The sequence below is a fragment of the Streptomyces sp. NPDC004609 genome (assembly GCF_042873655.1).
Taxonomy (GTDB): Bacteria; Actinomycetota; Actinomycetes; order Streptomycetales; family Streptomycetaceae; genus Streptomyces.
The window spans coordinates 95,245-114,771 of sequence record NZ_JBIALS010000022.1; the positions used below are offsets into that span (position 1 = coordinate 95,245).

Here is a 19,527-nt window from a genome sequence, read left to right on the forward strand (position 1 = left end):
AAGAGGCATGGCGGCCTGTTCTTCCATCCCGGCGGCCCCGGAATCGCCGGACTCGATATGCCGCTGAGCTTCGCGCCGCTCTGCCGCAATCCGTGTGGGATCAGTACGACCTGACCGGGTTCGGCCCCCGTGGCGTCGGTGCGTGTACGCCCGTCGAATGCGGGCCCGGTGACGCGGACAAGGAATTGCTCCGGCCTTCTACGGCGTCGTGGCCGCGGCCGACCGCGAGCCGATCCTCGTGGGCGGGGCCGCCGCCACCGGCAGAGGCGGCTCGGGGTGGGCGGCCTCGGGCCGCGGCGTGGGCCGGGCGGTCCGGGGCCGGAACACCTGGGGCCGGAGGGCCGGTTCTCCGCCGCCGCCACCGCGGTCGGTCGGGCGGGCCCGGAGGACGGAGACACGATCTCCCGCCTGGGCGGGGCGCGGCGCGGTTGGCGGCCCGGACGGGCAGTGGTCGGCGGCCCGGGACAGGGCGCGGTTGGCGGCCCGCGCGGGCCCGGTCAGAACAGAAGGAGCACGGCCGCGCCCCACAGCACGCCCAGGGCGACGATCAGCGGGCCGAGCGGCATGCCCTGTTCGCCCGGTGCGGAGTCCCGTTCCGGGCGCAGTTCCGGGCGGTGCCACAGGGCACGGGCCTCGTCGGCGGCGCGGATCGCCGCGGGGGAGCCTCCGAGCCTGTGCTGGAACCAGCTCCAGCCCGTCGGGGAGAGCTTCACATCGTCCTGCCCGGTGGCCCCGACGACGATGCTGTCGTGGTCGTGGCGGAGGACGCTGATCCGCTCCCAGGGGACGTGGCGGACCCGCCAGGCACCCGTGACCCACAGGCCCCGGCGGTCGGCGGTGACACGCCAGTTGAGCGCGGTGGACACGGAGCCGATGAGCCAGGGCAGCCCGATCACCAGAGCCGCCCGGTGCCAGGAGGGGCCGTCGACGAGCATCACCCAGGTGGCACCGCCCTGTGCGAGGAGCAGCAGCAGACCGACGGCGCGCGAGCCCCGGTCGGCGGACCAGGACACAGGGGCGGCCGTCGGCCGCATCCCGGCGGCGATCTCGTCCACCGGGATGCGCCGACGGCGTTCGCGCCGCTGGTTCGACCCGCCCCGCAGGGATTCGAGGGGGCCCGGAACCGCGGGCCTCGCCGGGGTGACACTGCGTTCCACCATCGCGCCGTCGTCCTCCCCGGCGACGAAGGCGAGCTCGGCTCCCGCGCGGGGCGCACCGAACAGGACGGCCTCACACAGCGGCGGCAGGGGATCGGTGCCCCCGAGGATGGCGGCGACCTCCGCCATCTCCCGTTCCAGCGCGGCCGTCTCCTCCTCGGTCGGCTCCCCGTGCCCTCCCTGCCCCGCCCCCTCGTCCTCGGCGTCGTCGTCGGAGTCGTCGGCGTTCTGGGTGTCGTCGGCGTTCTCGGTCTCTTCGTCGTCCGGCGTGGGGAGGGAGTGGAAGCTCAGGAGCGGATGCCCGGCCGTGAGGTCGTCCGCCGCGTACACCCATGTCCGCCCGTCCCCGTGGCCCTCACGGACGAGAACCCTCAGCACCGGCAGCGGCTCCCGGCCCAGCCTGTCCCCGCGCAGCCGCCCCGTCACCCCGTTGACCAGGAACGCCGAGCCGGCCGTCGCTGCCGCCAGCAGCAGCAGCTCCCAGCCGAAGATGTCGTACGGCTCCGCGGCCAGGCGGACCCACCCGCCGTCGACCAGGAGGATCACGATGCTGCCGACCGGATAGTCCTCGGGCAGGACGTTCTCGACCGTGTACGTCGTATCGCCTTCCGCCACCGCCGCTTCGAGGACTGTGGCCCCCTCGTCGTCCTCCTCGACCGAGAGGACCTCGGCGGCGACCGGGGTGGCACGCGCCGCGTGTTCCTCGTACGCGCCGATGACCTGACGGGCCTGCCAGAGGGCGAAGGCGGCCACCGGCAGCAGCAGCGCGGCCACGGCGAGGGAGACGCGACCGCGCCTGAAGTTCCGTGCGGCCGGGGGAAGCCGATGCCGGTCCGGCCCGGCGGCCTCCTCGGCGAGCGCACGCTGACTCCTCGCGGCGGCCAGCCGGTGGACCAGGGTGATCACGGCGTACGCGACGGCGAACAGCGGCGCGAGGACGGACGGCGCCCACCAGTCGCCGGAGAGCCCCCCGTCGGCCACGCCGCCCGCCGTGGTCACCGCGAGTCCCAGCAGCGCGAGGAGCGGGAGCCGCCACACCCAATACAGGCTCAGCAGGGCCGCTCCCGCCAGCGCGAGCCCCCACCAGTCGGCGGCACACGGATCGGCCGAGGTGCACGCGGCCCCGTCCGCCGTCGCGATGGCCCACACCGCCGTGGCCACGAGTGCCGCGGTGGGCCACAGGGGATGCGCCCAGCGGGCGGGAGCGGCGGCCAGCCACCGACTGGCGTCCGCCGACCGCCAGTCGCGGGTGCCCGGCGGTATCCGGTCGTGCGGCAGGGGCAGGGGGAGATCGCTCACGTACGCAGTATGGCCACCCCGGACTCCGGTCCTCCGACGGGACCCTTACCGGTGGGCCGGTGGGACGACGGCACCGACGCGGGCGGGCACAGACGGGCGCGTGGTGCCGTACCGTCGCCGGGTTCTCGCCGGGACCGTGGCTTGCGCGACCTGATGGACCTGATGGACCGGATCAGGCCCGGGAGGTACAACGGCGGCGGTCGTCACCGGCCGCAGGGGATCCGGTGGGTGCGGGCAGGGCCCCGGAACGGCTCCCGCCGCCGGACGGCAGCCCCGCTCTCCTGCGCGCCCTACGACCGTGCGGGCTGATTGGCGATCAGAAGCGTGGTGCCGGCCGGGCGGAACCCCAGGCGGAGGTAGATGCGGGCCACGGCGTCTTCCGCGTACGCCAGGAAAACCGTGTGTACGCCGTGGGCGCGGGCGTGGGCGACCAGCGCCGCCGTGACGGCGGCGCCGAGGCCCTGGCGCCGGGCGGTGGGAAGCGTGCCGATGCCGCCGATCTCGGTCACTCCGCCCGCCGGGTGGTAGTGACCGGCGGCGAGCGGGGTGCCGTCGGGGGCGAGGGCGGCGGCGAGCACCTTGTGTCCGGCCCTGATGGTGGGGCCGGTCGTCGCGAGCGTGCCGTCCGCGGTCAGTTCGCCGACCGCCGCCGCCAGTTCGGCGCGGCCCGCCGACCCCACCGCTGTACCGCCCTCGGCGAAGGCCAGGCGCGGAATCGCGAGGGCCGCGGCCAGGGCCGGATCCTCAGCGTCCAGTACCCGGACCGTGACGCCGTCCGGCACCGGCCGCGGGGGCGGCGGCCGGTCCGCGTCGAGGATCATCAGCGGGCGTTCCTCCACCGGGAGGCCGGCCTCCTCGATCCGGGCGCGCAGGGCCGGGGCCACCTCGGCGAGCCACTCGAAGGCCTCCGGCACGCCGAGTTCGCGCTGCCGCGCGCGTACCCGGGCTATGTCCGCCGGGGTGACGGCCGAGGCGCCCTCCGCGGTGGGCTGCGCGTGGCTCGGCCCGCCGTAGTACGGGGTGCCCGGAGCGGTGCGCACGAACAGCCGCAGCGGGCCGTACTCCTCGGTGTCCGCGAACGCCAGCGGCACGGTGGCGTAGTACTGCTCGATACGGGCGCGCAGGTCGCTCATGCGGCGTATCCCATCACGGGGCCGGACCGCGCCGCACCCCGTAATCCGGCGCCGCCGACCGGGCCGTTCGTGACGATCGGGCCCGGGCGCCCCGTATGCGGCGGGCACGCCACGGCGCTTCGGGTGCGCGGACACCGCGTCGCGTGCCCGCGCCCGGGCCCGGGCCCGTCCGACGAGATCTCGACCGGGATTCCCGCCCGGGATTCTCGACCGGCTCAAGAACCCTCCGGAGACCGACGACGGCGGCCCGCGAAGGCTCTGACGCGTCACCACCCGAGGCCGCGGCGCCCGTCGCCGGGGAGATCGCGACGCTCATCGGCTCGGAGGAGGATCAGGCCGCGCTCTGCTGTGACTGCTGTGACTGCTCCTCGGGTCCCGGGTCCAGGACGGCCTCGACGTCGACCACGACATCGACCATGGCGCTGACGACCACGCCGCCGCGGTCGACCACGTCGTTCCAACTCGCCCCGAAGTCATGGCGGTTGATACGTGTCCGGGCGATGAAACCGGCGCGCCGCCTGGGGCCGAGGTCCCGGCCGTCCTCCCACCACGGGGTGTCCCACTGCCCGAGATAGGTGACCTCGAAGGTTACGGAACGTGTCACTCCGCGTACGGTGAGATCTCCGGTGACCTCGAACTCGTTCGCGCTCACCTGACGGACGCCCGACCCGGTGAACGTCCACGTCGGATGGTGCTCGACATCGAAAAAGTCGGCACTGCGCAGGTGGTCGTCACGCTGGGGCTGACCGGTGTACACCTTGGCCGCGTCGATCGTCGCCTCCACGCGGGCCTTCTCCGGCTCGTCGGGATCGACCTCCAGCAGCCCCTGCATGTTCTTGAGCTGCCCGCGTACATAGGTGATCATCATGTGTCTGGCACGGAACTCCGCGCTCGAATGGCCGGGCTCGAAGAACCATTTGGTCACGGCCATGGAAGCTCCCTTGGCGCGCTGCCCCTTCAGCGTCCGCCGGACGGTGAAGGGGCCCGCGGTGGACGGTGCGCACTGGTTGGGTCATGTCTTCTCCCGGCGGCCGGGACGACCGCCGGGTCCGGCCGGCCGGGTCACCGGAGCGCGCGGTGCGGTGCCGGGCGGTGGACGCAGATCTCAGACGCAGATCGCTGATACAGGTCACGGTCACAGGTCATGGCGACGGCTCACGGCCGCGGACCACGGAAGCGGGTCACCGGTGCTCCGTCACGCCCTCGACGATGAGAGCGATGCCGATGCCGAGCATCCAGACGTCCTTGGCCAGCGGTATGCCCTGCTCGGTGGGGCGGATGCCGCCTTCCTCGCGCATGCCCGGCGTACGCAGGTACAGCCCGAGCGTGCCGAGGGAGAACGCGGTCAGCGCGGCCCCGGCGACGGCGGCGGGCACCACCGGCAGCAACAGCGCGGTGGCGATGGCGAGCTCCCCGGTGGAGAGCAGCCTGGCGAACCGCCGGGCGCCGAGCTTGGCCAGGAACGGATAGGTGAGGGCGGCGAACTGCTGCAATCCCTCGGCGGTGGCCTGGTCGGCGCCGCGTTTCGACAGCCCGGAGTTGAGGAAGAACGCGCCGACGGGGAGCCTGAGCGGCACCTGCAGCGCTGTGGATCGCGATGCCGTACCGAGTGCCATACCGGATGCCATACCGGGCCTCCTCTGGACGGCCCCCCTGAACACGTCGCCCCCTCACCAGCCTGTCATCCGTCCGACGCATGTCAAACGCACAGCACCCCGTCACCGCTCCGAGGCACCACGCGGGGCACGAGCGCACGGAACGCCGGCGCGACGACCGGGAGGCTCTAGCCGCACTTGAGGCCGGCGAGGAAGCCCGACCACGTGGTGGCCCGGAAGACCAGTTCCGGCCCGCCGGGCCGCTTGGAGTCCCGTATGGGCACGACGCCCGGGTGCCCGGCGCCGACCTCCAGGCAGTCGCCGCCGCTGCCGCCGCTGTACGTGGACTTCCGCCAGACCGCCGTGTTCCCGCTGTGCTCAGAGCTGCGCTTCATTTCCGTACTCCTCTGCGACGGATTCGATCAACACCAGCGACTCACGCGGGGGCAGAGCGCTCGCGGTGATCAGTTGGTACGTCAGCTCATGGCGGGCGACGGTGGCGGGATCGTCCTCCAGATGGCCCGCACCGGGGCCCTCGATATAGCTGAGCGGCGGCGCGTCCTCGAAGGACATCAGCTTGAGGAGCCCCTCCATCGCGGCATGGCACCCGGCCGCGAACGGCAACACTTGCACGATGACCCGGTTGGCCCGCGCCAGCTTCGCCATGTGCTGGATCGACCTCGCCATCACCCCGGCCCCGCCGACCTGCCGGCGCAGCGCGGCCTCGTCCAGGACCATCCACACCAGCGGGGTCGCCGGGTCGCCGAGGATGCGGGCCCGCTCCATCCGGGCCGTGACCAGCCGGTTGATCGCCTCGTCCGTCGCGGTCGGGTGGTGCGCGCGGAACACCGCCCGCGCGTAGTCCTCCGTCTGCAGCAGCCCCGGGATCAGCAGGGGCGCGTACTGCTTGATCTTGGTCGCGATGGCTTCCGCGTCGGCCGCCTCGGCGAAGTGGTCGGGGTACTTGGAGCGGTTCGCCACCACGCAGTTGCGTGCGAAGAACCCGTTCGTGCTGAACATCTCGTCGAACTGGCACGCCATCTCATGGGGCATCCGCCGGGTGCCGTTCTCCAGCTTGGCGATGTACGACCCGCTGACGAACAGAGGTTCCCCCACGGCCTCCTGGCTCAGCCCGGCCTCCAGGCGTGCGTGACGTAACTCCGAGCCGAGCATCACCCTCAGGGACTGGGACGGATCGGGGTCTTTTGGTACAGCCATGATGAACTCCCGCTCGTACAGATGGGGCTGTCCAGTCGCCGTGACTGTTCAGGCTAGCCAGATCCTGGACACGCTGTGTAGATAACAGAAGTACTCAGCGTGGAGGTGTCTGACGCATGGCGGTGCAAGCGGCGGAGCGGCTGCGGGCGGTCGAGGAGGCCGTCGAGCAACTGCGGACCGAATTGGGCGAGATGGGCGTAAAACTGCCATCGCTCAATGTGGACGCGGTCTCGCTGGCGCGCGACGACCCGCATCCGCTGATCGACCTGGGCCGCTGCAACCTCGATACGGCTCTCCGCCTGGCCGCGGCCCTCCACAAGGCCCGCGGCTGACCCGTCCCGCGGCCCCGGAACCGCCGCCGTCCCGGGGCCCCGGCGGGGAGGGCGGGCGCCCCGGGCCGACACCCGGCCCACGGCTGCGGTCGGCCGTGAGGGTGACCGGTCCCGGGCGATCCGTCCGGATATCGGCACCGGGGCGGGCTTCATCCGTGTGGGTGGCCCGCGTGCGCCCGGGACGCCGCCTCCATCCGGTGCCGGGGCGCCGGCCGGGGGTCGCCCGGGACCCGTGTCCTGTGCCGTCCACGGGTGACGACGCGATACGCCCGCCCGCACCGGAACCGCCCCGTGGAGCGCCCCGGTCGCGGCCGGTAACCTGCGGAGTCATGAACGACGTACCGCGGGACGGGGCAGGCGAGTGGCCCCAGGGGCGCAATCCGGAGCGCCGCCGGATCGGCTGCCTGGGCCGGGCGCTGGTCGTCCTCTTCTTCGTCACGGCCGTCACGCTGGTCCCGCGGTGACGTCACGACTCCCGTCGGCGACCACGGACGCGGTCGGTCCGGCCGGCTGTTCGACGTGTGACGCGTCCGGGGTCGGTGCGTTGCCGGCGATCGCCGGGCCTTGAGGCGTTGCCCCTGCTCACGTCCCGAACGCGTCCATCAGATGGTCGTCCAGCTCCGACACGAATGGTTCGCCCCTCCAGGGCCTCAGCTCCCGTCTGGCCCGCCGCAGCCGGATCGCGGGGACCCTGCTCCCGGTGGAAGCCGCTGCGGTCACGCATTCGTGGAGCAATTCGGCCGCCGCTCCCGGCTCGCCCAAGCGGAGCCGGGCCAGGGCCTGATCGGTGATGACGATCGCACGCTGCACCTGCTCCCGGGGTGAGGTCAGTGCTGCCGCCGACGCGGCGAACCGGTCGTGCGCCAAGCGCGGATCTCCCACATACAGCTCGCATACGCCTTCGAAGCCCCGCAGATGCGCGGGGGAGAAGGCGGAAGCCGCCGGATCGTCCGTGTGGCCCGCCTCGATGTCGTACCAGGCCAGCCCGAGCGCGGTCCGGCAGGGGCGCTCCAGGCCCGCGCGGGCCGCGATCTCCGCCTCCAGCGCATAGGCACGTGCTCTGACGAGGATGTTGTCGCCCACGCGCGCCGCCCGTACCGCCCGGTCGACGAGGACTCGCGCGCCCTCGATGCCGTGGGCCGAGTACAGCGTGACGAGAGCGTGACTCATGTGGACGGTCGCCTGCCGCCACGGCCGGCGAAGCAACTCCGCCTCCCGGGTCGCCTCCGCGTACAGCGCCCGGGACGCGGCGTCGTCCCGGGTCTCGAATGCCAGACGCCCGGCGAGCGTGGACGCGGCGACGGCGGTCTGCCGCAGTTGACCGACGAACGCCGTCGGCGCAGGTCCCGCCAGCAGCCGTCGGCAGGCTTCGACCACAGGAGCCAGCATCAACTGCAGCCGGACGAACGGCAGGCTGCCCACCTGCGCGTTCACATCGGACACGGCGGAAGCCAGACCGGAGACCGTCTCCTCGCCGATGCGCGAGGGGTCGGCCAGGGCGTCGGCCAAGACGGCCCGGCACCGCGGGAGCCAGCAGGGCGAGCAGTCCCCCGCCCGTGTCCGTCGCCATGAGCGTGACCGTGGTGCGCATCTCGGCGACGAGCCGCTCGCTCAGACCGAAGTGCCTGAGGGCGTCGAGGTATTCGGCGAAGTCCGACCCCGCGCCCAGCGACGGCTGCCCGATGGGCGTACGGGCGTACAAGTGGGCCAGGAGCAGTTGATAGCGCTGATCGGGCACGGTGGGCGAGGCCGACTCCCAGCGCGCGACGGATCGTTGCACACCGGCCACCGGCCACCGGCCACCGGCCACCGGCCACCGGCCACCGGCCACCGGCCACCGGCGGCAGGGGCGGCGCCCCCAGCGAGTCCGCGATCCGGCTCAACGCCCGCGCTGTATCCGCGAGGGACAGCCCGCGCCGCCGGCGCAGGGCCTTCAGGATGGCCGCTCCCGCGGCTTTGCCGTCCATGTTCGTCATGGTGGTGGAGAAACCGCCTATACGGGCACGATCAGCCGGGGTTTCCCGCAGTCGGCCGTGTAGTCGAGGGTGTGCCAGGTTCCCGATGCCGGAGCCCCTTCCCTGGGGAATCCGATCGTCATGGTGGCGTGATCGACCATCCACCGGTTGCGCGCGAAGTAGGCGGGGGTCGTGAGTTCGGCTGCCTTCAGTTCGACGATCTCCGCGATGCGGTGGGCGGTGTTCCTGATCGCCTCCCGGGCTTCCTCCGGCTGCTGCTCGACGGTTCCGGGCGTGACGACGGTGATGCCCGCCGATGTCGTGCGGGCGAGCCACAGCAAGGACAGGCTGTCGATTCCCCTGGCGCCGCCGAGGTAGAAGTGAGCGTCGGCGAAGGGGCCGAGGTAGTCGGCGAAGATTCCGGCGTACTCGTCGGGCGTCCGGTGGCCCGTGTCGCGCGTGCCCGTGACGGCGATCCGTCTGGTGATCGACTCTGTGTCATAGGTTGTCATATCCCGCGGCAACTCCCTTGCTGAGACCGTCACCGTGTGAAGATCAACGGGCTGCAAGAACTGGCCGGTCACCTACGGGAACATGGGCTCGCTGTCGCTGAGAACGACAGGGGACACCGCCTGCTGGTGACCGACCCCCTGCACGGCACTGAAGAGATTACGGTCCGGGACGGACGCTATGTCACCTCGTACGGATACGAAGTCGGCGTGCGCGGCCGTGAAAGTGACTGCGCCCGGAGGACGGCGGGAATGCTGGCCGTTCGTCCGAGGGCGCCGGGCACTCCGGCCTCGCGGGACGAGCGGGCCCGGCCCGTGATGTCGATCAGGGTGTATCGGGTGGGCCGGGACGGGGAGCGGGTTCCCGTGGGCCGGCCGGTTGTGGTGGCGAGGGATGAGGATGGGCCGGTTCCTCAGTCGTTGGCGTTTCCGGCGTGTTCGTGTGCCCGCTGTACGGCGTCCGCGGCGGCGGCCAGGGTGGTGCCGGTGGTGGGGTCGTGGCGGCGGTCGTGACGCGGGCGGACCGGGTGATCGGGGCGGATCGTTCTCCGGGGGTGTCCGGGCCGGTGCGGGAGGTGGAGTGCACCTCGTGTGACAAGGAGCCACCACCCCATGCGCCACACCCTCGCCCGGGTGCTCTGCTTGCACCGGCGTACCCACCGCCCTCCCGTCACCGGCCCCGAGGTCCCCCGGGTCCGGGTGAACCCCTGGTCCAGGCCCTGGGCGGGCCCGACCAAGGAAGAGGCCCGGGCGATCCTGCGGCAGCGAGCCGCACACGGAAGGCCCAGGAAGCTGTACATCGCCCCGTACGGCGTCCACCTCCGCCCGGGGGAGGCCGGATGACCACCGAACTCCCGCACACCATGAGCGCGATCTGTGCCGTCTGCCACCGCCACACCACCGCACCCGTCGAAGTCCGCCGCCTCGAACCGGCCGACGCCCCCGGCACCACCCTGTACACCTGCCCCGAGGACGTCGGGACCTTACCGCCGGGACCCGGAGCGGATGAGTGCACCCCTCTCCGTACGGCCGGCTGAGAGCGGGATGCGGGGTGGGCGCGTCGGCGCGGGGGCGTGGTGGGGGTCGTGTAGACGGTGGGGAGGCCGTCGGCGTGGGCCGGGGCAGTGAGCAGGGAGACGCCATGTCGTTCAGTGACGAAGAGATCGCGTACATCGGGTCGCAGCCGCTCGCGCGGTTCGCGACCGTGTCCGGGGACGGGCAGCCCGATGTCGTGCCGGTCGCCTTCGAGTTCGACGGGGTGGGGTTCTGGATCGGGGGCGGGCCGGGCGTGGTCAGGACACGGAAGATGCGCAATGTGCGGGCGGGGCAGCGGAAGGTCTCCCTGGTCATCGACGACCATGTGTCCTTCGAGCCGTTCATCGCGCGGGGCGTGCGGGTCTACGGAGAGGCCGAGGACCCCGTCGAGCGGGTGGGGCTGGTGGGGCCGGGGACGTATCTGCGGATCAACCCGACCGTGTCCTGGAGCTGGAACATGGCGGGGCTGCCGGTCGGCGAGGAGTGGTACGAGGCGAGACGGGCCGTGCACCGCGGGCGATGAGGGCCTCCGGGCGGTGAGGGCCTCCGGGCGGTGAGGGCCTTCGGGCGGGTGATGACCGGCCGGGTGGCAGGTGAGGGCCTCCGGGCGCTTGGTCATCAGGCCGGGTGGTTGGTGACCCGGCCGGACGGTGGTGAGGGCGGCCGGACGCGAGGGGAAATCCGGATGCGCGAACCGGGAAGCTTTCGCAGACTCGGGCATATGACCGACACGAACGACCGCATCGCCCGTATCAACCCCGAGAAGCTCCATCCCACCCCCGGCTACCACCACATCACCGTCGTCCAGCCCGGGAGAACGCTCTATCTGGCGGGGCAGTGCCCCCTCGACCCCACCGGCGCGCTCGTCGGCGAGGGCGATCTCGACGCGCAGATCGACCAGGTCGCCGCCAACGCCGTCGCCGCCCTGAGCGCGGTGGACGCCCGCCCGGAGGACGTCGTCCGCTCGGTCATCTACGTGGTCAGCGACGACGAGGAGGTTCTGGCCGCGGCCTGGTTCCGCCTCAACGACTCACCCCTCGCACCCGCGTTCACCACGGCGAGCACCCTGCTGGGCGTGGCCCGGCTCGGTTTCCCCGGGCAACTGGTCGAGGTGGACCTGACCGCCGCGCCGGGCGCCTGAGCGGGCCGGGCGGACCGGAGCGTCCGTGGGGCTCCCGCAGCGAGGGGTGCAGGTCACCCGTGGCGCACCCGCAGCGAGGGCGCAGGCTACCCGTGGCGCTCCCGGGTGCCGGGCGTCTGCTGCGGTCCGGCCCGCCCGTACCCGGTCGCGCACGTATCTCCGGCGGCTTCTTCTCCCCGCCGCTGTACGACGGAGGAGAGGCGGGCGCCGCGACCCGCGCCCGGCGCGGCACCGGGCGGGAACGGGCAGGGTGGCTCCCCTGACCGGTGACAACGGGGAGAGCCGCGCGCCGGCGATCGTGGAGCCCGACCGGCGGGCCTCAGGCCTCCTGGGAGCGGCCCGGGGCGCGGCGGGCGGGCGGGGAAGCACGATCGGCACCGAGCATCTGCTCGCGGCCGTCGTCGGCACCAAGGGCGCGGCCCGGGAGGCGCTTTCCGACGCCGGGGCGGCCGCGACCCTCGTCCTGGCCGTTCTGTCGGACCGTGAGGAGCGGGACGAGTGGGAAGAGGCGTGGGACAGCACGGACGACGAGGACGGGCGCGTCGACTCGGTGGCCGTCCTGGGGGAGAGCGGCGACCGGTGCATCCGCCTCAGCGGGGCCGCGGCGCGGGCGCTGCGCGCCGCGATGCGGTGTGCCCGGGGCGAGGGCGCGGAGGAGTTCACCGCCGTGCACGTGCTGCGGGGGCTGCTCGCGGAGGAGGGCAACCGGGCCCGGGAGTTGCTGCGTACGTGCGAGGCGGACCCCGCCGACGTACTGCGCGCCCTCGACGGTGAGCCGGTGACCCCGGCGGAGCGCGTCGGTCCGCTGCTGCGGCCCACCCGTGACGCGCTGCTCGGCCGCACCCCGTATCCGATGAGTTTCTGGCGACGGTTCCTGACGGGTCCGGCGGCCAACTGGGCGAGTGTGCCCCTGATCTGGATCGGCCTGGAGGTGCGCGAGCAGGCCCGTCGCCTCGGTGACCGCGCGATCGGCACCGAGCACCTCCTGCTGGCGGTCCTGGCGACCCACGAGGTCGGGCTCCGGTATCCCCAGCTGACCGGCCCGGGCACGGGCGATCCGGACACCCGTTACGCGGGCGGTGCCTCCCTGGCCGCCCGGGGCATCGACTACGCCGCCGTCCACGCGGCCCTCACCACCCGGGGCGGGAACCTGGGCAGCGACGCCCGTCCGGCGGAGAAGTATCTGCGCCGGACGCGGGACGGCGGGACGGCGGCGCTGGTGACCTCGCTGCTGGCGGAGGAGGCCCGCGCCCGCCGACTGCTCGGCCTTCTGGAGCGGTGACCCTCCGGAGGGGGCTTCCGGACCGGTGGGCTCGGTCCCGTCGAGCGCGCCCTCCCGTACGTCGTACGGGTCCCGTCCTCCCGTACGACGTACGGGTCCCCTTCCTCGCCCGTGCGGGTGGTTCTACCCGTGCGTTCGGGCGGGTCCGCCGGGGACACGGGCCGGGGCACGGGCCACCCGGGCCCGTGGTTACGGCCGGTCCGCCGGGGAGGCCGGGACACCGCCCCCGGGCTGGGCCGCCGATGCCGTGGCGGTGGCCGGGACCGGCTCCGACCCCGCCACCTGTGTCGTCGGCCGGGGCGCGGGCGCCTTGTTGAACTCCTCCAGCATCGCGGGGGTGAACCCGAACCAGTACGTGGCGCAGAAGCCCACCGCGTACCCGACGAGCAGCCCGCCCGCGTAGATCGCGATCGTCGTGCCGAGGCCCTGGTTGCCCTGGACGAGCGGGAACAGCGCCCAGCCGGAGGGGCCGATCGCCGTCGAACCGACCTTGTCGCCGAGCATGGTGAACAACCCGATGAACCCGCCGCCGAACGCGCCGCCGACGCACGCCGTGATGAACGGGCGCCCCAGCGGGAGCGAAACACCGTAGATCAGGGGCTCGCCGACGCCGAGGACGCCCGCGGGGAGCGCGGACTTGATGGTGGCGCGGATCGAGGTGTTCTTCGGGAGCCTGAGATAGACGGCCATCGCCGCGCCGACCTGGCCCGCGCCCGCCATGGCGAGGATGGGCAGCAGAACCGTGTACCCCTGCTGCTCGATGAGCGTGGCGTGGATCGGGATCAGCGCCTGGTGCAGACCCAGCATCACCAGCGGCAGGAACAGCCCGCCGAGGACGAAGCCCGCGCCCGCGCCGCCGTTGTCGAGCAGCCAGTCGGCGAAGTCGCCGATGGCGCCGGAGATCTCACCGGCCAGGAACATCAGGCCGAAGATGGTGACCAGGCCGGACAGCAGGACGGTCAGCGTCGGGGTGACCAGGACGTCCAGCGACTCGGGCACCCAGCGGCGGCACCACTTCTCCACGTACACCGCGAGCACCGCCGCGCCGAGCGCGCCCAGCACACCGCCCTGGCCGGGGGAGAGCTTCTGGCCGAACGCCTCGATGTTGGCGACCCCGGGGAACACGATGATCGCGGCGACCGCGCCGCCGAGGATCGGGGTGCCGCCGAACTCCTTCGCCGTGTTGAAGCCGACGAAGACCGCGATCAGCGCCATGAAGCCGCTCGCCATCGCGGCCAGCGCGGGGGTGACGGAGGGGAGCCATTCCAGGTTGATGAGGAGCCCGTTGAGTCCCGCGATGATGCCGCAGCCGATGAGGGCGGGGATCAGGGGGACGAAGATGTTCGCGATCTTCCGGAGGAAGAGTTTGAAGGGGGTGGCGTTACGGGTCTTCTGCGCGGCCTTGATGGCGGCACCGCGCTCGGCCAGCTCCTCGGCGGTGAGGGGCTGCTGAGGGTCTCCGGCGCCACCGGGAGCGGGCGCGGATCCACCGGAGGCGCGGGGTGCGTCCGTGTCGGCGCCCGCGCCGACCGCGAGGTCCTCCTCCGTCCGCGCCTCGGCCACCAGGGCCTCGAACTCGGGCGTGACACGGCCGACCGTGCCCGGCCCGAGCACGATCTGGTACGTGTCGTCCTCGACCACGCCCAGTACGGCGGGAAGCGCCTTGAGGGCCTCGTCCTGGACGAGGGAGCGGTCGTGCAGCCCGATGCGCAGGCGGGTCATGCAGTGCGCGACGGATGAGACATTGGCCGCGCCGCCGATGAGAGGGAGGATCTCGGCCGCGATCCTCCGGTTCTTGCCGGATGCCTTGTCGGCAGGGTCTTGTGCCATGGTGCGGGTGCCTTGTTCTGTGCGGGTGGTGCGGTGCGGGCGCGTGTTCACGCGCCGCGCCTGTGGTGTCGGGGCCTGCGGTGTCGTGACCTGTGCGGCCTGTGAGCGGTGGGCGGCCGGCCGCCGGGCGGCGGCGGCTCACCGTGGCGGAGCGCTCACCCCGCCGATCGCAGGGCGGCCCGCAGATGCCCCCCGGACTCCGCCAGGAGACGCGTGGCCGTGGGCGCGTCCACGCCCGTGAGGATCGTGAGGATCGCGTTCTTCACCTCGCCGTCGGTCGCGGCGAGAGCCGTCTCGACCTCCTCGTCCGAGGCACCCGTCGCAAAGGAAACGATTCTTCGGGAGCGGGCCCGCAGCTTGTCGTTGGACGCGCGGAGGTCGACCATCAGATTTCCGTAGGTCTTGCCGAGCCGGATCATGGTGACCGTCGAGATCATGTTCAGAACGAGCTTCTGCGCCGTACCGGCCTTCAGCCGGGTCGAGCCGCTGAGCAGTTCGGGCCCGACGACGACCTCGATACCGTGGTCGGCTTCGGCGGCGAGCGCGCTGTCCGCGTTGCAGGACAGCCCGACGGTGAGCGCGCCGAGCGCACGGGCGTGCCGCACCGCACCGACCGCGTACGGAGTACGGCCCGAGGCGGAGACCCCGACGACGGTGTCCTCGGCGCGCAGCGCCAGGGCGTCCAGATCGGCGGTGGCCAGTTCTTCGCTGTCCTCGGCGCCCTCGACGGCCTCGACCATCGCCGACGGACCGCCCGCGATCAGCCCCAGGACCTTCGAGGGATCGGTGTTGAAGGTGGGCGGGCACTCGCTGGCGTCGAGGACGCCGAGCCGGCCGGCCGTGCCGGCACCCGCGTAGATCAGCCGCCCGCCGCGCGCCATCCGCTCGGCGGTCGCGTCGATCGCGGCGGCGATCCGCGGCAGCTGTTCGGCGACCGCGCCGGGCACGGTCCGGTCCTCGCCGTTCATGATCCGGGCGATCTCAAGGGTGGGCAGCCGGTCGATGTCGGCCAGCTCGGGCCGGAACGCCTCGGTGGTGAGCGAGTTGAGCTGGGCGCGGAGTTCGCCGTAGGCGGGTGACGTGGGGGTCATGGGGCACGCCTTCCTGATGAGCCGGTGGCCGGTGAGCTGGTGAGCGATGGGCCGGTGAGCGGTGGGCCGGTGAGAGTCCGAGGAGCCTGCGCGTGGAGGTGCGCCGGGTCAGCGGGTGCCGCGCGGGCTGTGCCGGTGGGCGAGGGCCTCGTAGGACGCGGCGAGCGCGGGGGCGGCGGTGTCGTACGTCCGCTGGGCGACGCCTATGAACAGGCAGTCCACGACCAGGAGCTGACTCGTCCGGGACGACATGGCCGCCGGACGCAGCTCGCTCTCGCGTGCGGTGGAGGTGGTCAGCACATGGTCGGCGTACTGCGTCACGGGCCCGTCGGGGCGGCCGGTGATGGCCACGGTCGTGGCGCCGTGCTCGAAGGCGACCCGGAGGGGCTCGATCACATCGCCGGTGGAGCCGGAGTGGGTGATCGCGACGGCCACATCGCCGGAGCGGAGCTGTACGGCGTTGGTGACGGCGAGATGGGGGTCGGAGTGCGCGTGGGCGATCAGTCCGATCCGCAGCAGCTTCTGCGCGAGGTCCATCCCGACCAGGGCGGACGCGCCGATGCCGTAGATGTCGATACGGCGGGCGGTCGCGGCGGCGGTGACCACGGCCGAGAGCTGGGCGGTGTCGAGTCCGGCGGCGGTGTCGGCGAGGGTCTGCTGCTCGTCGTACGCCAGTTTGGCGACGACGTCCCCGATCGGGTCGTCGACGGCGATGTCGGCGGTGACGCTCGGCGCGCGGCCGGAGAGCTGGTGGGCGGCGAGTCCGGCGAGCGCGAGGCGTAGATCTCGATACCCCGGGTAACCCAGGAGGCGTGCGGTGCGGACGACGGTGGCCTCGCTGGTGCCGGTGCGCTCGGCGAGACCGGTGACGGTGAGGGCGGCGCAGCCGGCGGGGTCCTCGGCGACGGCCTCCGCGACGCGCTGCATGGAGCGGGTCATGGACGGGCTGAGCGTCCGGACCTTGGCGGCGAGGGCGGCGGGCGCGGGCGGGGCCTTGTCGCTGAAAATTTCCTTCACTGTTTCGCTCACATCATGAAAGATATTTTCGAACGTGCTGTCCGGTCAACCCCCGTTCGGGAGGAATCGTGCTCCCGGTCCACCGTGGGACACCCGTGCGGGACAATGGCCCCATGGACGACGCCGACCCCATCGAGCAGGCCCTGCACACGGCACGTGCCCTGGTCCTCGCCGATCTGGCCGCGCGCGACGTAGCGGACGCCGAGGTGGTCTCCATGGTCGAGGAGTCGCTGACCCACCGCCGCTGGTGGGTGGGGCAGTGGCCGGAGGGCGTCGCGTTCGTCACGGGCCTGGTCGCCCAGGACGTCCAGGACGCGCTCCTCGAACACCACGGCCGCTGGCCCCTGTGCCCGGTCTGCGACGCGGGCGACCCGCACGCCCTCGACGTCGAGCCGGAGCTGGGCGCGGACCCGCACTGGGTCTGCAGCAAAGCGCGCGTGGTCGTGGCCCGGGTCGGTTCCCTCGGGTGACGGTCTACATCGACCCGCCGATGTGGCCCGGGCACGGCCGGATGTGGTCCCACCTCATCAGCGATGTGTCGTACGAGGAGCTCCACGCCTTCGCCGCGTCGATCGGCTGCCCGCGCCGCGCCTTCGAACGCGACCACTACGACGTGCCCTCCCACCGGTACGCGGCGGCGGTGGCGGCGGGCGCGGTGGAGGTCCCCAGCCGCGAGGTGATCAGACTCCTGGTGGCGGCGGGTCTGCGACGCCCGAAGGGGCGCCCGGCTTAGGGGGTCCGGTGCGGCGAGGACGCGTACGGACCACGGTTCGGACCCCTGGTCCGTGTCCCCGGATCACGGCCTGGGCCGATCGGCGGGCCGTCGGCCATTGGCTTCAGACAGGGAACACCGAGGTGTCGAGCGAGAGGCCGAAGGGCTCGGGAAGGTGGATCTCCCGGCCGAAGGGCACCCGTTCGGTGAGCTTGTACGCACCGTTCTCCGGCTCGGTGAACAGCGTCGAGGTCGGGCCGCGCTCGTCGAACCGGTCGATCAGAAGATACGTCGGTACGGGCGCGTGCGCGTAGGCCCACAGCTTCTTGGTGCGGTCGTCCTTGGCATTGCTCTTCGAGGTGATCTCGACCACGAGAAAGGCTTCCGCCGCGTCCATGGGGTTGGTGTCGTCGGAGTCGGCCGAGGTGATCAGCTCTCCCGGCATCACGACAAGATCCGGGACATAGAGCTTGTCGAGCGGTGCGATATGGATGCCGAGGGTCTGATAGACCTCCAGGTCCTCGGGCAGGCTCCGGTACAGCGCCCGATGCAGCTTGGCCGCGATGTGATGGTGGTGCGCATGAGGCGGTGGTACCACGTGGATCTGCCCTTCATCGATCTCCGCGTGCCACCCCTCGGGCACGTCCAGCTCACGCCATGCCTTCAGGAGTTCGTCCCATACCCGGCGGTGAGGCGTCTGGGCGTTTTCGGCCATCGCGGCGGTCATCGCGACTCCCTTCTCCTTGGCTTGGCGGGGGCGAGCGTAGATCGACAGTCCGGCAGCCAACAGCTACTCGCCCCAGCGTCCCACGACCGAGTGAGTGACGCACCGAGCGTCGCACGGGCGGCCGGGAGTCGTCAGCGGTCGGCGCGGGCCGGTTCGGCGACGACCGGGGCGGTGCCCGGGAGCGACGACGACACCGTCACCACCCGGGACGCTGCGCTGTGAAGCCGCAGGGAGACAGCCACCAGGCCCAGGGCCGCCAGCATCATTCCCGCGCCCGCCCATGCCGTGGACGCGTAGCCGAAGTCCGCGTCGATCACCGTGCCGCCGAGCCAGGGGCCGCCCGTGTTGCCGAGGTTGAAGGCGGCGGTCGTGGTCGCGCCCGCGAGGGTGGGGGCGGCGCCCGCCACATTGAACATCCGGGCGTTCAGCGCCGGAGCCGTGTAGAAGGCGGAGAACCCGAGCAGGAACGCGAGCGACACCGTGATCACCGGCGCCGTGGCGAACAGCGCGAGGGCAGCGAGGAACACGGTCGACGCGGTGATCCCGCTCAGCAGTACGCCGAAGAGGTGCGCGTCGGCGACCCGGCCGCCCACCGTCGTACCGACCAGCGCGCCCAGCCCGAACAGCCCCAGCACCGCCGGCACCCAGCCCTCACCGATCCCGGCGACGTCCGTCAGCAGCGGCGCGAGATACGAGAACGCGCAGAACACCCCGCCCGCCGCGAGCGCCGTGATCGCGACGGAGAGCCACACCTGGCGGTCGCGGTAGATCGACAGCTCCCGCCTGAGCCGCGGCTTCTCCTCGGGCAGCGGGATACGCGGAATCAGCGTCACCACGCCCACCAGCGCGACCGCCGAGGCCAGCGCGACCGCCCAGAACGCCGACCGCCACCCCAGCTGGTCCCCGAGGAACGCGCCCGCCGGTACGCCCAGCACGTTCGCGATCGACAGCCCGCCGATCATCACCGCCATCGCCCGCGCCCGCTGGTTCACCGGCACCATCGCGATGGCGACGGCCGCGCCGAGCGCCCAGAACCCGGCACACGCGAGCGCGCTCACGACCCGCGACGCGAACAGGATCTCGTACGTCGGCGCCAGCGCCCCCGCGACCTGGCCCACCCCGAAGACCGAGATCAGCGCGATGAGCGTGGCCTTCCGGGGTAGCCGCAGCGTGGCCACCGCGAGCAGCGGCGCACCGATCACCATGCCGATCGCGAACGCGGATATCAGCAGGCCCGCCTGGGGGATCGACACACCCATGTCGTCCGCGATGGGCGGCAGCAGACCGGACAGCATGAATTCGCTGGTGCCGAGCGCGAAGACGGACAGGCCGAGGATGTAGACGGCCAGGGGCATACGGCGGCGGGAGTCGGATTTGGGCATGACATGACCAACCGTCCCGGTTGTGCCTGGCATTCCCAGGAGCGGGGGCGACCTTGTAGGGATTTTCCCGGACGGCCTTCCCCCCCCCGGGGCCCGCACGGTACGGGAACGA

At 72.5% G+C, this 19,527-nt stretch carries 23 protein-coding genes; 10 read left to right on the forward strand and 13 right to left on the reverse strand.

Annotated elements, in window-relative coordinates; genetic code table 11:
* Positions 1 to 497: 497 nt before the first annotated feature.
* From ACFYT4_RS22090 to ACFYT4_RS22115, 6 genes are all read right to left on the reverse strand, one after another.
* On the reverse strand, positions 498 to 2,456 hold the full coding sequence (locus tag ACFYT4_RS22090; RefSeq protein WP_389271471.1) for a hypothetical protein: 1,959 nt from the start codon (positions 2,454 to 2,456) through the stop codon (positions 498 to 500).
* A gap of 290 nt (positions 2,457 to 2,746) precedes the next feature.
* Positions 2,747 to 3,589 (reverse strand): GNAT family N-acetyltransferase, encoded by an 843-nt coding sequence (locus ACFYT4_RS22095; protein WP_389271474.1) that lies wholly within the window; start codon positions 3,587 to 3,589, stop codon positions 2,747 to 2,749.
* A 331-nt stretch (positions 3,590 to 3,920) separates the two neighbouring features.
* Complete coding sequence (locus ACFYT4_RS22100; RefSeq protein WP_389271477.1) at positions 3,921 to 4,520, reverse strand: YceI family protein; 600 nt, start codon at positions 4,518 to 4,520, stop codon at positions 3,921 to 3,923.
* 250 nt (positions 4,521 to 4,770) lie between these two features.
* Positions 4,771 to 5,217, reverse strand: coding sequence for a hypothetical protein (locus tag ACFYT4_RS22105; RefSeq protein WP_389271480.1), 447 nt, complete (start codon positions 5,215 to 5,217; stop codon positions 4,771 to 4,773).
* Between the two features lie 155 nt (positions 5,218 to 5,372).
* The gene (locus ACFYT4_RS22110; protein WP_389271482.1) at positions 5,373 to 5,579 is read right to left on the reverse strand and encodes a DUF397 domain-containing protein; all 207 of its coding nucleotides are present in this window, start codon (positions 5,577 to 5,579) and stop codon (positions 5,373 to 5,375) included.
* Positions 5,563 to 6,402, reverse strand: coding sequence for a helix-turn-helix domain-containing protein (locus ACFYT4_RS22115; RefSeq protein ID WP_389271485.1), 840 nt, complete (start codon positions 6,400 to 6,402; stop codon positions 5,563 to 5,565). The genes ACFYT4_RS22110 and ACFYT4_RS22115 overlap by 17 nt, the downstream gene beginning before the upstream one ends.
* A gap of 116 nt (positions 6,403 to 6,518) precedes the next feature.
* Between ACFYT4_RS22115 and ACFYT4_RS22120 the strand changes: the two genes are divergently transcribed.
* Together ACFYT4_RS22120 and ACFYT4_RS22125 are read left to right on the forward strand one after the other, a co-directional pair.
* Complete coding sequence (locus tag ACFYT4_RS22120; RefSeq protein ID WP_389271488.1) at positions 6,519 to 6,734, forward strand: hypothetical protein; 216 nt, start codon at positions 6,519 to 6,521, stop codon at positions 6,732 to 6,734.
* Positions 6,735 to 7,063: 329 nt separating this feature from the next.
* Positions 7,064 to 7,198 carry a hypothetical protein gene (locus tag ACFYT4_RS22125; protein WP_389271491.1) on the forward strand — a complete coding sequence of 45 codons (135 nt, stop codon included), beginning with the start codon at positions 7,064 to 7,066 and terminating at the stop codon, positions 7,196 to 7,198.
* A 118-nt stretch (positions 7,199 to 7,316) separates the two neighbouring features.
* On the opposite strand, the gene ACFYT4_RS22130 is transcribed toward ACFYT4_RS22125, so the two are convergent.
* Positions 7,317 to 8,243, reverse strand: coding sequence for a hypothetical protein (locus ACFYT4_RS22130; protein ID WP_389271494.1), 927 nt, complete (start codon positions 8,241 to 8,243; stop codon positions 7,317 to 7,319).
* A gap of 47 nt (positions 8,244 to 8,290) precedes the next feature.
* On the opposite strand from ACFYT4_RS22130, the gene ACFYT4_RS22135 reads away from it, so the two are divergent.
* Complete coding sequence (locus ACFYT4_RS22135; protein ID WP_389271497.1) at positions 8,291 to 8,455, forward strand: hypothetical protein; 165 nt, start codon at positions 8,291 to 8,293, stop codon at positions 8,453 to 8,455.
* 272 nt (positions 8,456 to 8,727) lie between these two features.
* On the opposite strand, the gene ACFYT4_RS22140 is transcribed toward ACFYT4_RS22135, so the two are convergent.
* Positions 8,728 to 9,201, reverse strand: coding sequence for a hypothetical protein (locus ACFYT4_RS22140; RefSeq protein WP_389271500.1), 474 nt, complete (start codon positions 9,199 to 9,201; stop codon positions 8,728 to 8,730).
* Between the two features lie 609 nt (positions 9,202 to 9,810).
* On the opposite strand from ACFYT4_RS22140, the gene ACFYT4_RS22145 reads away from it, so the two are divergent.
* From ACFYT4_RS22145 to ACFYT4_RS22165, 5 genes are all read left to right on the forward strand, one after another.
* A complete protein-coding gene (locus ACFYT4_RS22145; protein ID WP_389271503.1) occupies positions 9,811 to 10,041 on the forward strand; it encodes a hypothetical protein in 231 nt (76 codons plus the stop codon).
* A complete protein-coding gene (locus ACFYT4_RS22150) occupies positions 10,038 to 10,235 on the forward strand; it encodes a hypothetical protein (RefSeq protein ID WP_389271506.1) in 198 nt (65 codons plus the stop codon). Before ACFYT4_RS22145 ends, ACFYT4_RS22150 begins: the two co-directional genes overlap by 4 nt.
* Positions 10,236 to 10,339: 104 nt before the next feature.
* Complete coding sequence (locus tag ACFYT4_RS22155) at positions 10,340 to 10,756, forward strand: PPOX class F420-dependent oxidoreductase (RefSeq protein WP_389271509.1); 417 nt, start codon at positions 10,340 to 10,342, stop codon at positions 10,754 to 10,756.
* A 198-nt stretch (positions 10,757 to 10,954) separates the two neighbouring features.
* A complete protein-coding gene (locus tag ACFYT4_RS22160; RefSeq protein ID WP_389271512.1) occupies positions 10,955 to 11,374 on the forward strand; it encodes a RidA family protein in 420 nt (139 codons plus the stop codon).
* A gap of 250 nt (positions 11,375 to 11,624) precedes the next feature.
* Positions 11,625 to 12,656 (forward strand): Clp protease N-terminal domain-containing protein, encoded by a 1,032-nt coding sequence (locus tag ACFYT4_RS22165; RefSeq protein WP_389271515.1) that lies wholly within the window; start codon positions 11,625 to 11,627, stop codon positions 12,654 to 12,656.
* Between the two features lie 189 nt (positions 12,657 to 12,845).
* Here ACFYT4_RS22165 and ACFYT4_RS22170 read toward each other — a convergent pair whose 3' ends face one another.
* The 3 genes from ACFYT4_RS22170 to ACFYT4_RS22180 all read right to left on the reverse strand — a co-directional run bounded on the left by ACFYT4_RS22170 (position 12,846) and on the right by ACFYT4_RS22180 (position 16,606).
* Positions 12,846 to 14,486, reverse strand: coding sequence for a PTS transporter subunit EIIC (locus ACFYT4_RS22170; RefSeq protein ID WP_389271518.1), 1,641 nt, complete (start codon positions 14,484 to 14,486; stop codon positions 12,846 to 12,848).
* 155 nt (positions 14,487 to 14,641) lie between these two features.
* Positions 14,642 to 15,577, reverse strand: a complete 936-nt coding sequence (gene murQ, locus ACFYT4_RS22175) for an N-acetylmuramic acid 6-phosphate etherase (protein WP_389271521.1) — start codon at positions 15,575 to 15,577, stop codon at positions 14,642 to 14,644.
* Positions 15,578 to 15,685: 108 nt separating this feature from the next.
* Positions 15,686 to 16,606 (reverse strand): MurR/RpiR family transcriptional regulator, encoded by a 921-nt coding sequence (locus tag ACFYT4_RS22180; RefSeq protein WP_389271524.1) that lies wholly within the window; start codon positions 16,604 to 16,606, stop codon positions 15,686 to 15,688.
* 101 nt (positions 16,607 to 16,707) lie between these two features.
* On the opposite strand from ACFYT4_RS22180, the gene ACFYT4_RS22185 reads away from it, so the two are divergent.
* Together ACFYT4_RS22185 and ACFYT4_RS22190 are read left to right on the forward strand one after the other, a co-directional pair.
* Positions 16,708 to 17,064, forward strand: a complete 357-nt coding sequence (locus ACFYT4_RS22185) for a hypothetical protein (RefSeq protein ID WP_389271527.1) — start codon at positions 16,708 to 16,710, stop codon at positions 17,062 to 17,064.
* On the forward strand, positions 17,061 to 17,327 hold the full coding sequence (locus ACFYT4_RS22190) for a DUF4031 domain-containing protein (RefSeq protein ID WP_389271530.1): 267 nt from the start codon (positions 17,061 to 17,063) through the stop codon (positions 17,325 to 17,327). The genes ACFYT4_RS22185 and ACFYT4_RS22190 overlap by 4 nt, the downstream gene beginning before the upstream one ends.
* A 103-nt stretch (positions 17,328 to 17,430) precedes the next feature.
* On the opposite strand, the gene ACFYT4_RS22195 is transcribed toward ACFYT4_RS22190, so the two are convergent.
* Together ACFYT4_RS22195 and ACFYT4_RS22200 are read right to left on the reverse strand one after the other, a co-directional pair.
* Positions 17,431 to 18,033, reverse strand: coding sequence for a Uma2 family endonuclease (locus tag ACFYT4_RS22195; protein WP_389271533.1), 603 nt, complete (start codon positions 18,031 to 18,033; stop codon positions 17,431 to 17,433).
* Between the two features lie 131 nt (positions 18,034 to 18,164).
* Positions 18,165 to 19,388, reverse strand: coding sequence for a Cmx/CmrA family chloramphenicol efflux MFS transporter (locus ACFYT4_RS22200; protein WP_389271635.1), 1,224 nt, complete (start codon positions 19,386 to 19,388; stop codon positions 18,165 to 18,167).
* Positions 19,389 to 19,527: the final 139 nt, after the last annotated feature.

What these genes read in the sequence shown, in the direction of transcription:
- ACFYT4_RS22145 (WP_389271503.1), top strand. Translation starts at nt 9,811, where the DNA reads ATGCGCCACACCCTCGCCCGGGTGCTCTGCTTGCACCGGCGTACCCAC.
- ACFYT4_RS22110 (WP_389271482.1), bottom strand. Translation starts at nt 5,579, where the DNA reads ATGAAGCGCAGCTCTGAGCACAGCGGGAACACGGCGGTCTGGCGGAAG.
- murQ (WP_389271521.1), bottom strand. Translation starts at nt 15,577, where the DNA reads ATGACCCCCACGTCACCCGCCTACGGCGAACTCCGCGCCCAGCTCAAC.
- ACFYT4_RS22100 (WP_389271477.1), bottom strand. Translation starts at nt 4,520, where the DNA reads ATGGCCGTGACCAAATGGTTCTTCGAGCCCGGCCATTCGAGCGCGGAG.
- ACFYT4_RS22115 (WP_389271485.1), bottom strand. Translation starts at nt 6,402, where the DNA reads ATGGCTGTACCAAAAGACCCCGATCCGTCCCAGTCCCTGAGGGTGATG.
- ACFYT4_RS22155 (WP_389271509.1), top strand. Translation starts at nt 10,340, where the DNA reads ATGTCGTTCAGTGACGAAGAGATCGCGTACATCGGGTCGCAGCCGCTC.
- ACFYT4_RS22140 (WP_389271500.1), bottom strand. Translation starts at nt 9,201, where the DNA reads ATGACAACCTATGACACAGAGTCGATCACCAGACGGATCGCCGTCACG.
- ACFYT4_RS22125 (WP_389271491.1), top strand. Translation starts at nt 7,064, where the DNA reads ATGAACGACGTACCGCGGGACGGGGCAGGCGAGTGGCCCCAGGGGCGC.
- ACFYT4_RS22105 (WP_389271480.1), bottom strand. Translation starts at nt 5,217, where the DNA reads ATGGCATCCGGTATGGCACTCGGTACGGCATCGCGATCCACAGCGCTG.
- ACFYT4_RS22200 (WP_389271635.1), bottom strand. Translation starts at nt 19,388, where the DNA reads ATGCCCCTGGCCGTCTACATCCTCGGCCTGTCCGTCTTCGCGCTCGGC.
- ACFYT4_RS22170 (WP_389271518.1), bottom strand. Translation starts at nt 14,486, where the DNA reads ATGGCACAAGACCCTGCCGACAAGGCATCCGGCAAGAACCGGAGGATC.
- ACFYT4_RS22185 (WP_389271527.1), top strand. Translation starts at nt 16,708, where the DNA reads ATGGACGACGCCGACCCCATCGAGCAGGCCCTGCACACGGCACGTGCC.
- ACFYT4_RS22120 (WP_389271488.1), top strand. Translation starts at nt 6,519, where the DNA reads ATGGCGGTGCAAGCGGCGGAGCGGCTGCGGGCGGTCGAGGAGGCCGTC.
- ACFYT4_RS22160 (WP_389271512.1), top strand. Translation starts at nt 10,955, where the DNA reads ATGACCGACACGAACGACCGCATCGCCCGTATCAACCCCGAGAAGCTC.
- ACFYT4_RS22195 (WP_389271533.1), bottom strand. Translation starts at nt 18,033, where the DNA reads ATGACCGCCGCGATGGCCGAAAACGCCCAGACGCCTCACCGCCGGGTA.
- ACFYT4_RS22150 (WP_389271506.1), top strand. Translation starts at nt 10,038, where the DNA reads ATGACCACCGAACTCCCGCACACCATGAGCGCGATCTGTGCCGTCTGC.
- ACFYT4_RS22095 (WP_389271474.1), bottom strand. Translation starts at nt 3,589, where the DNA reads ATGAGCGACCTGCGCGCCCGTATCGAGCAGTACTACGCCACCGTGCCG.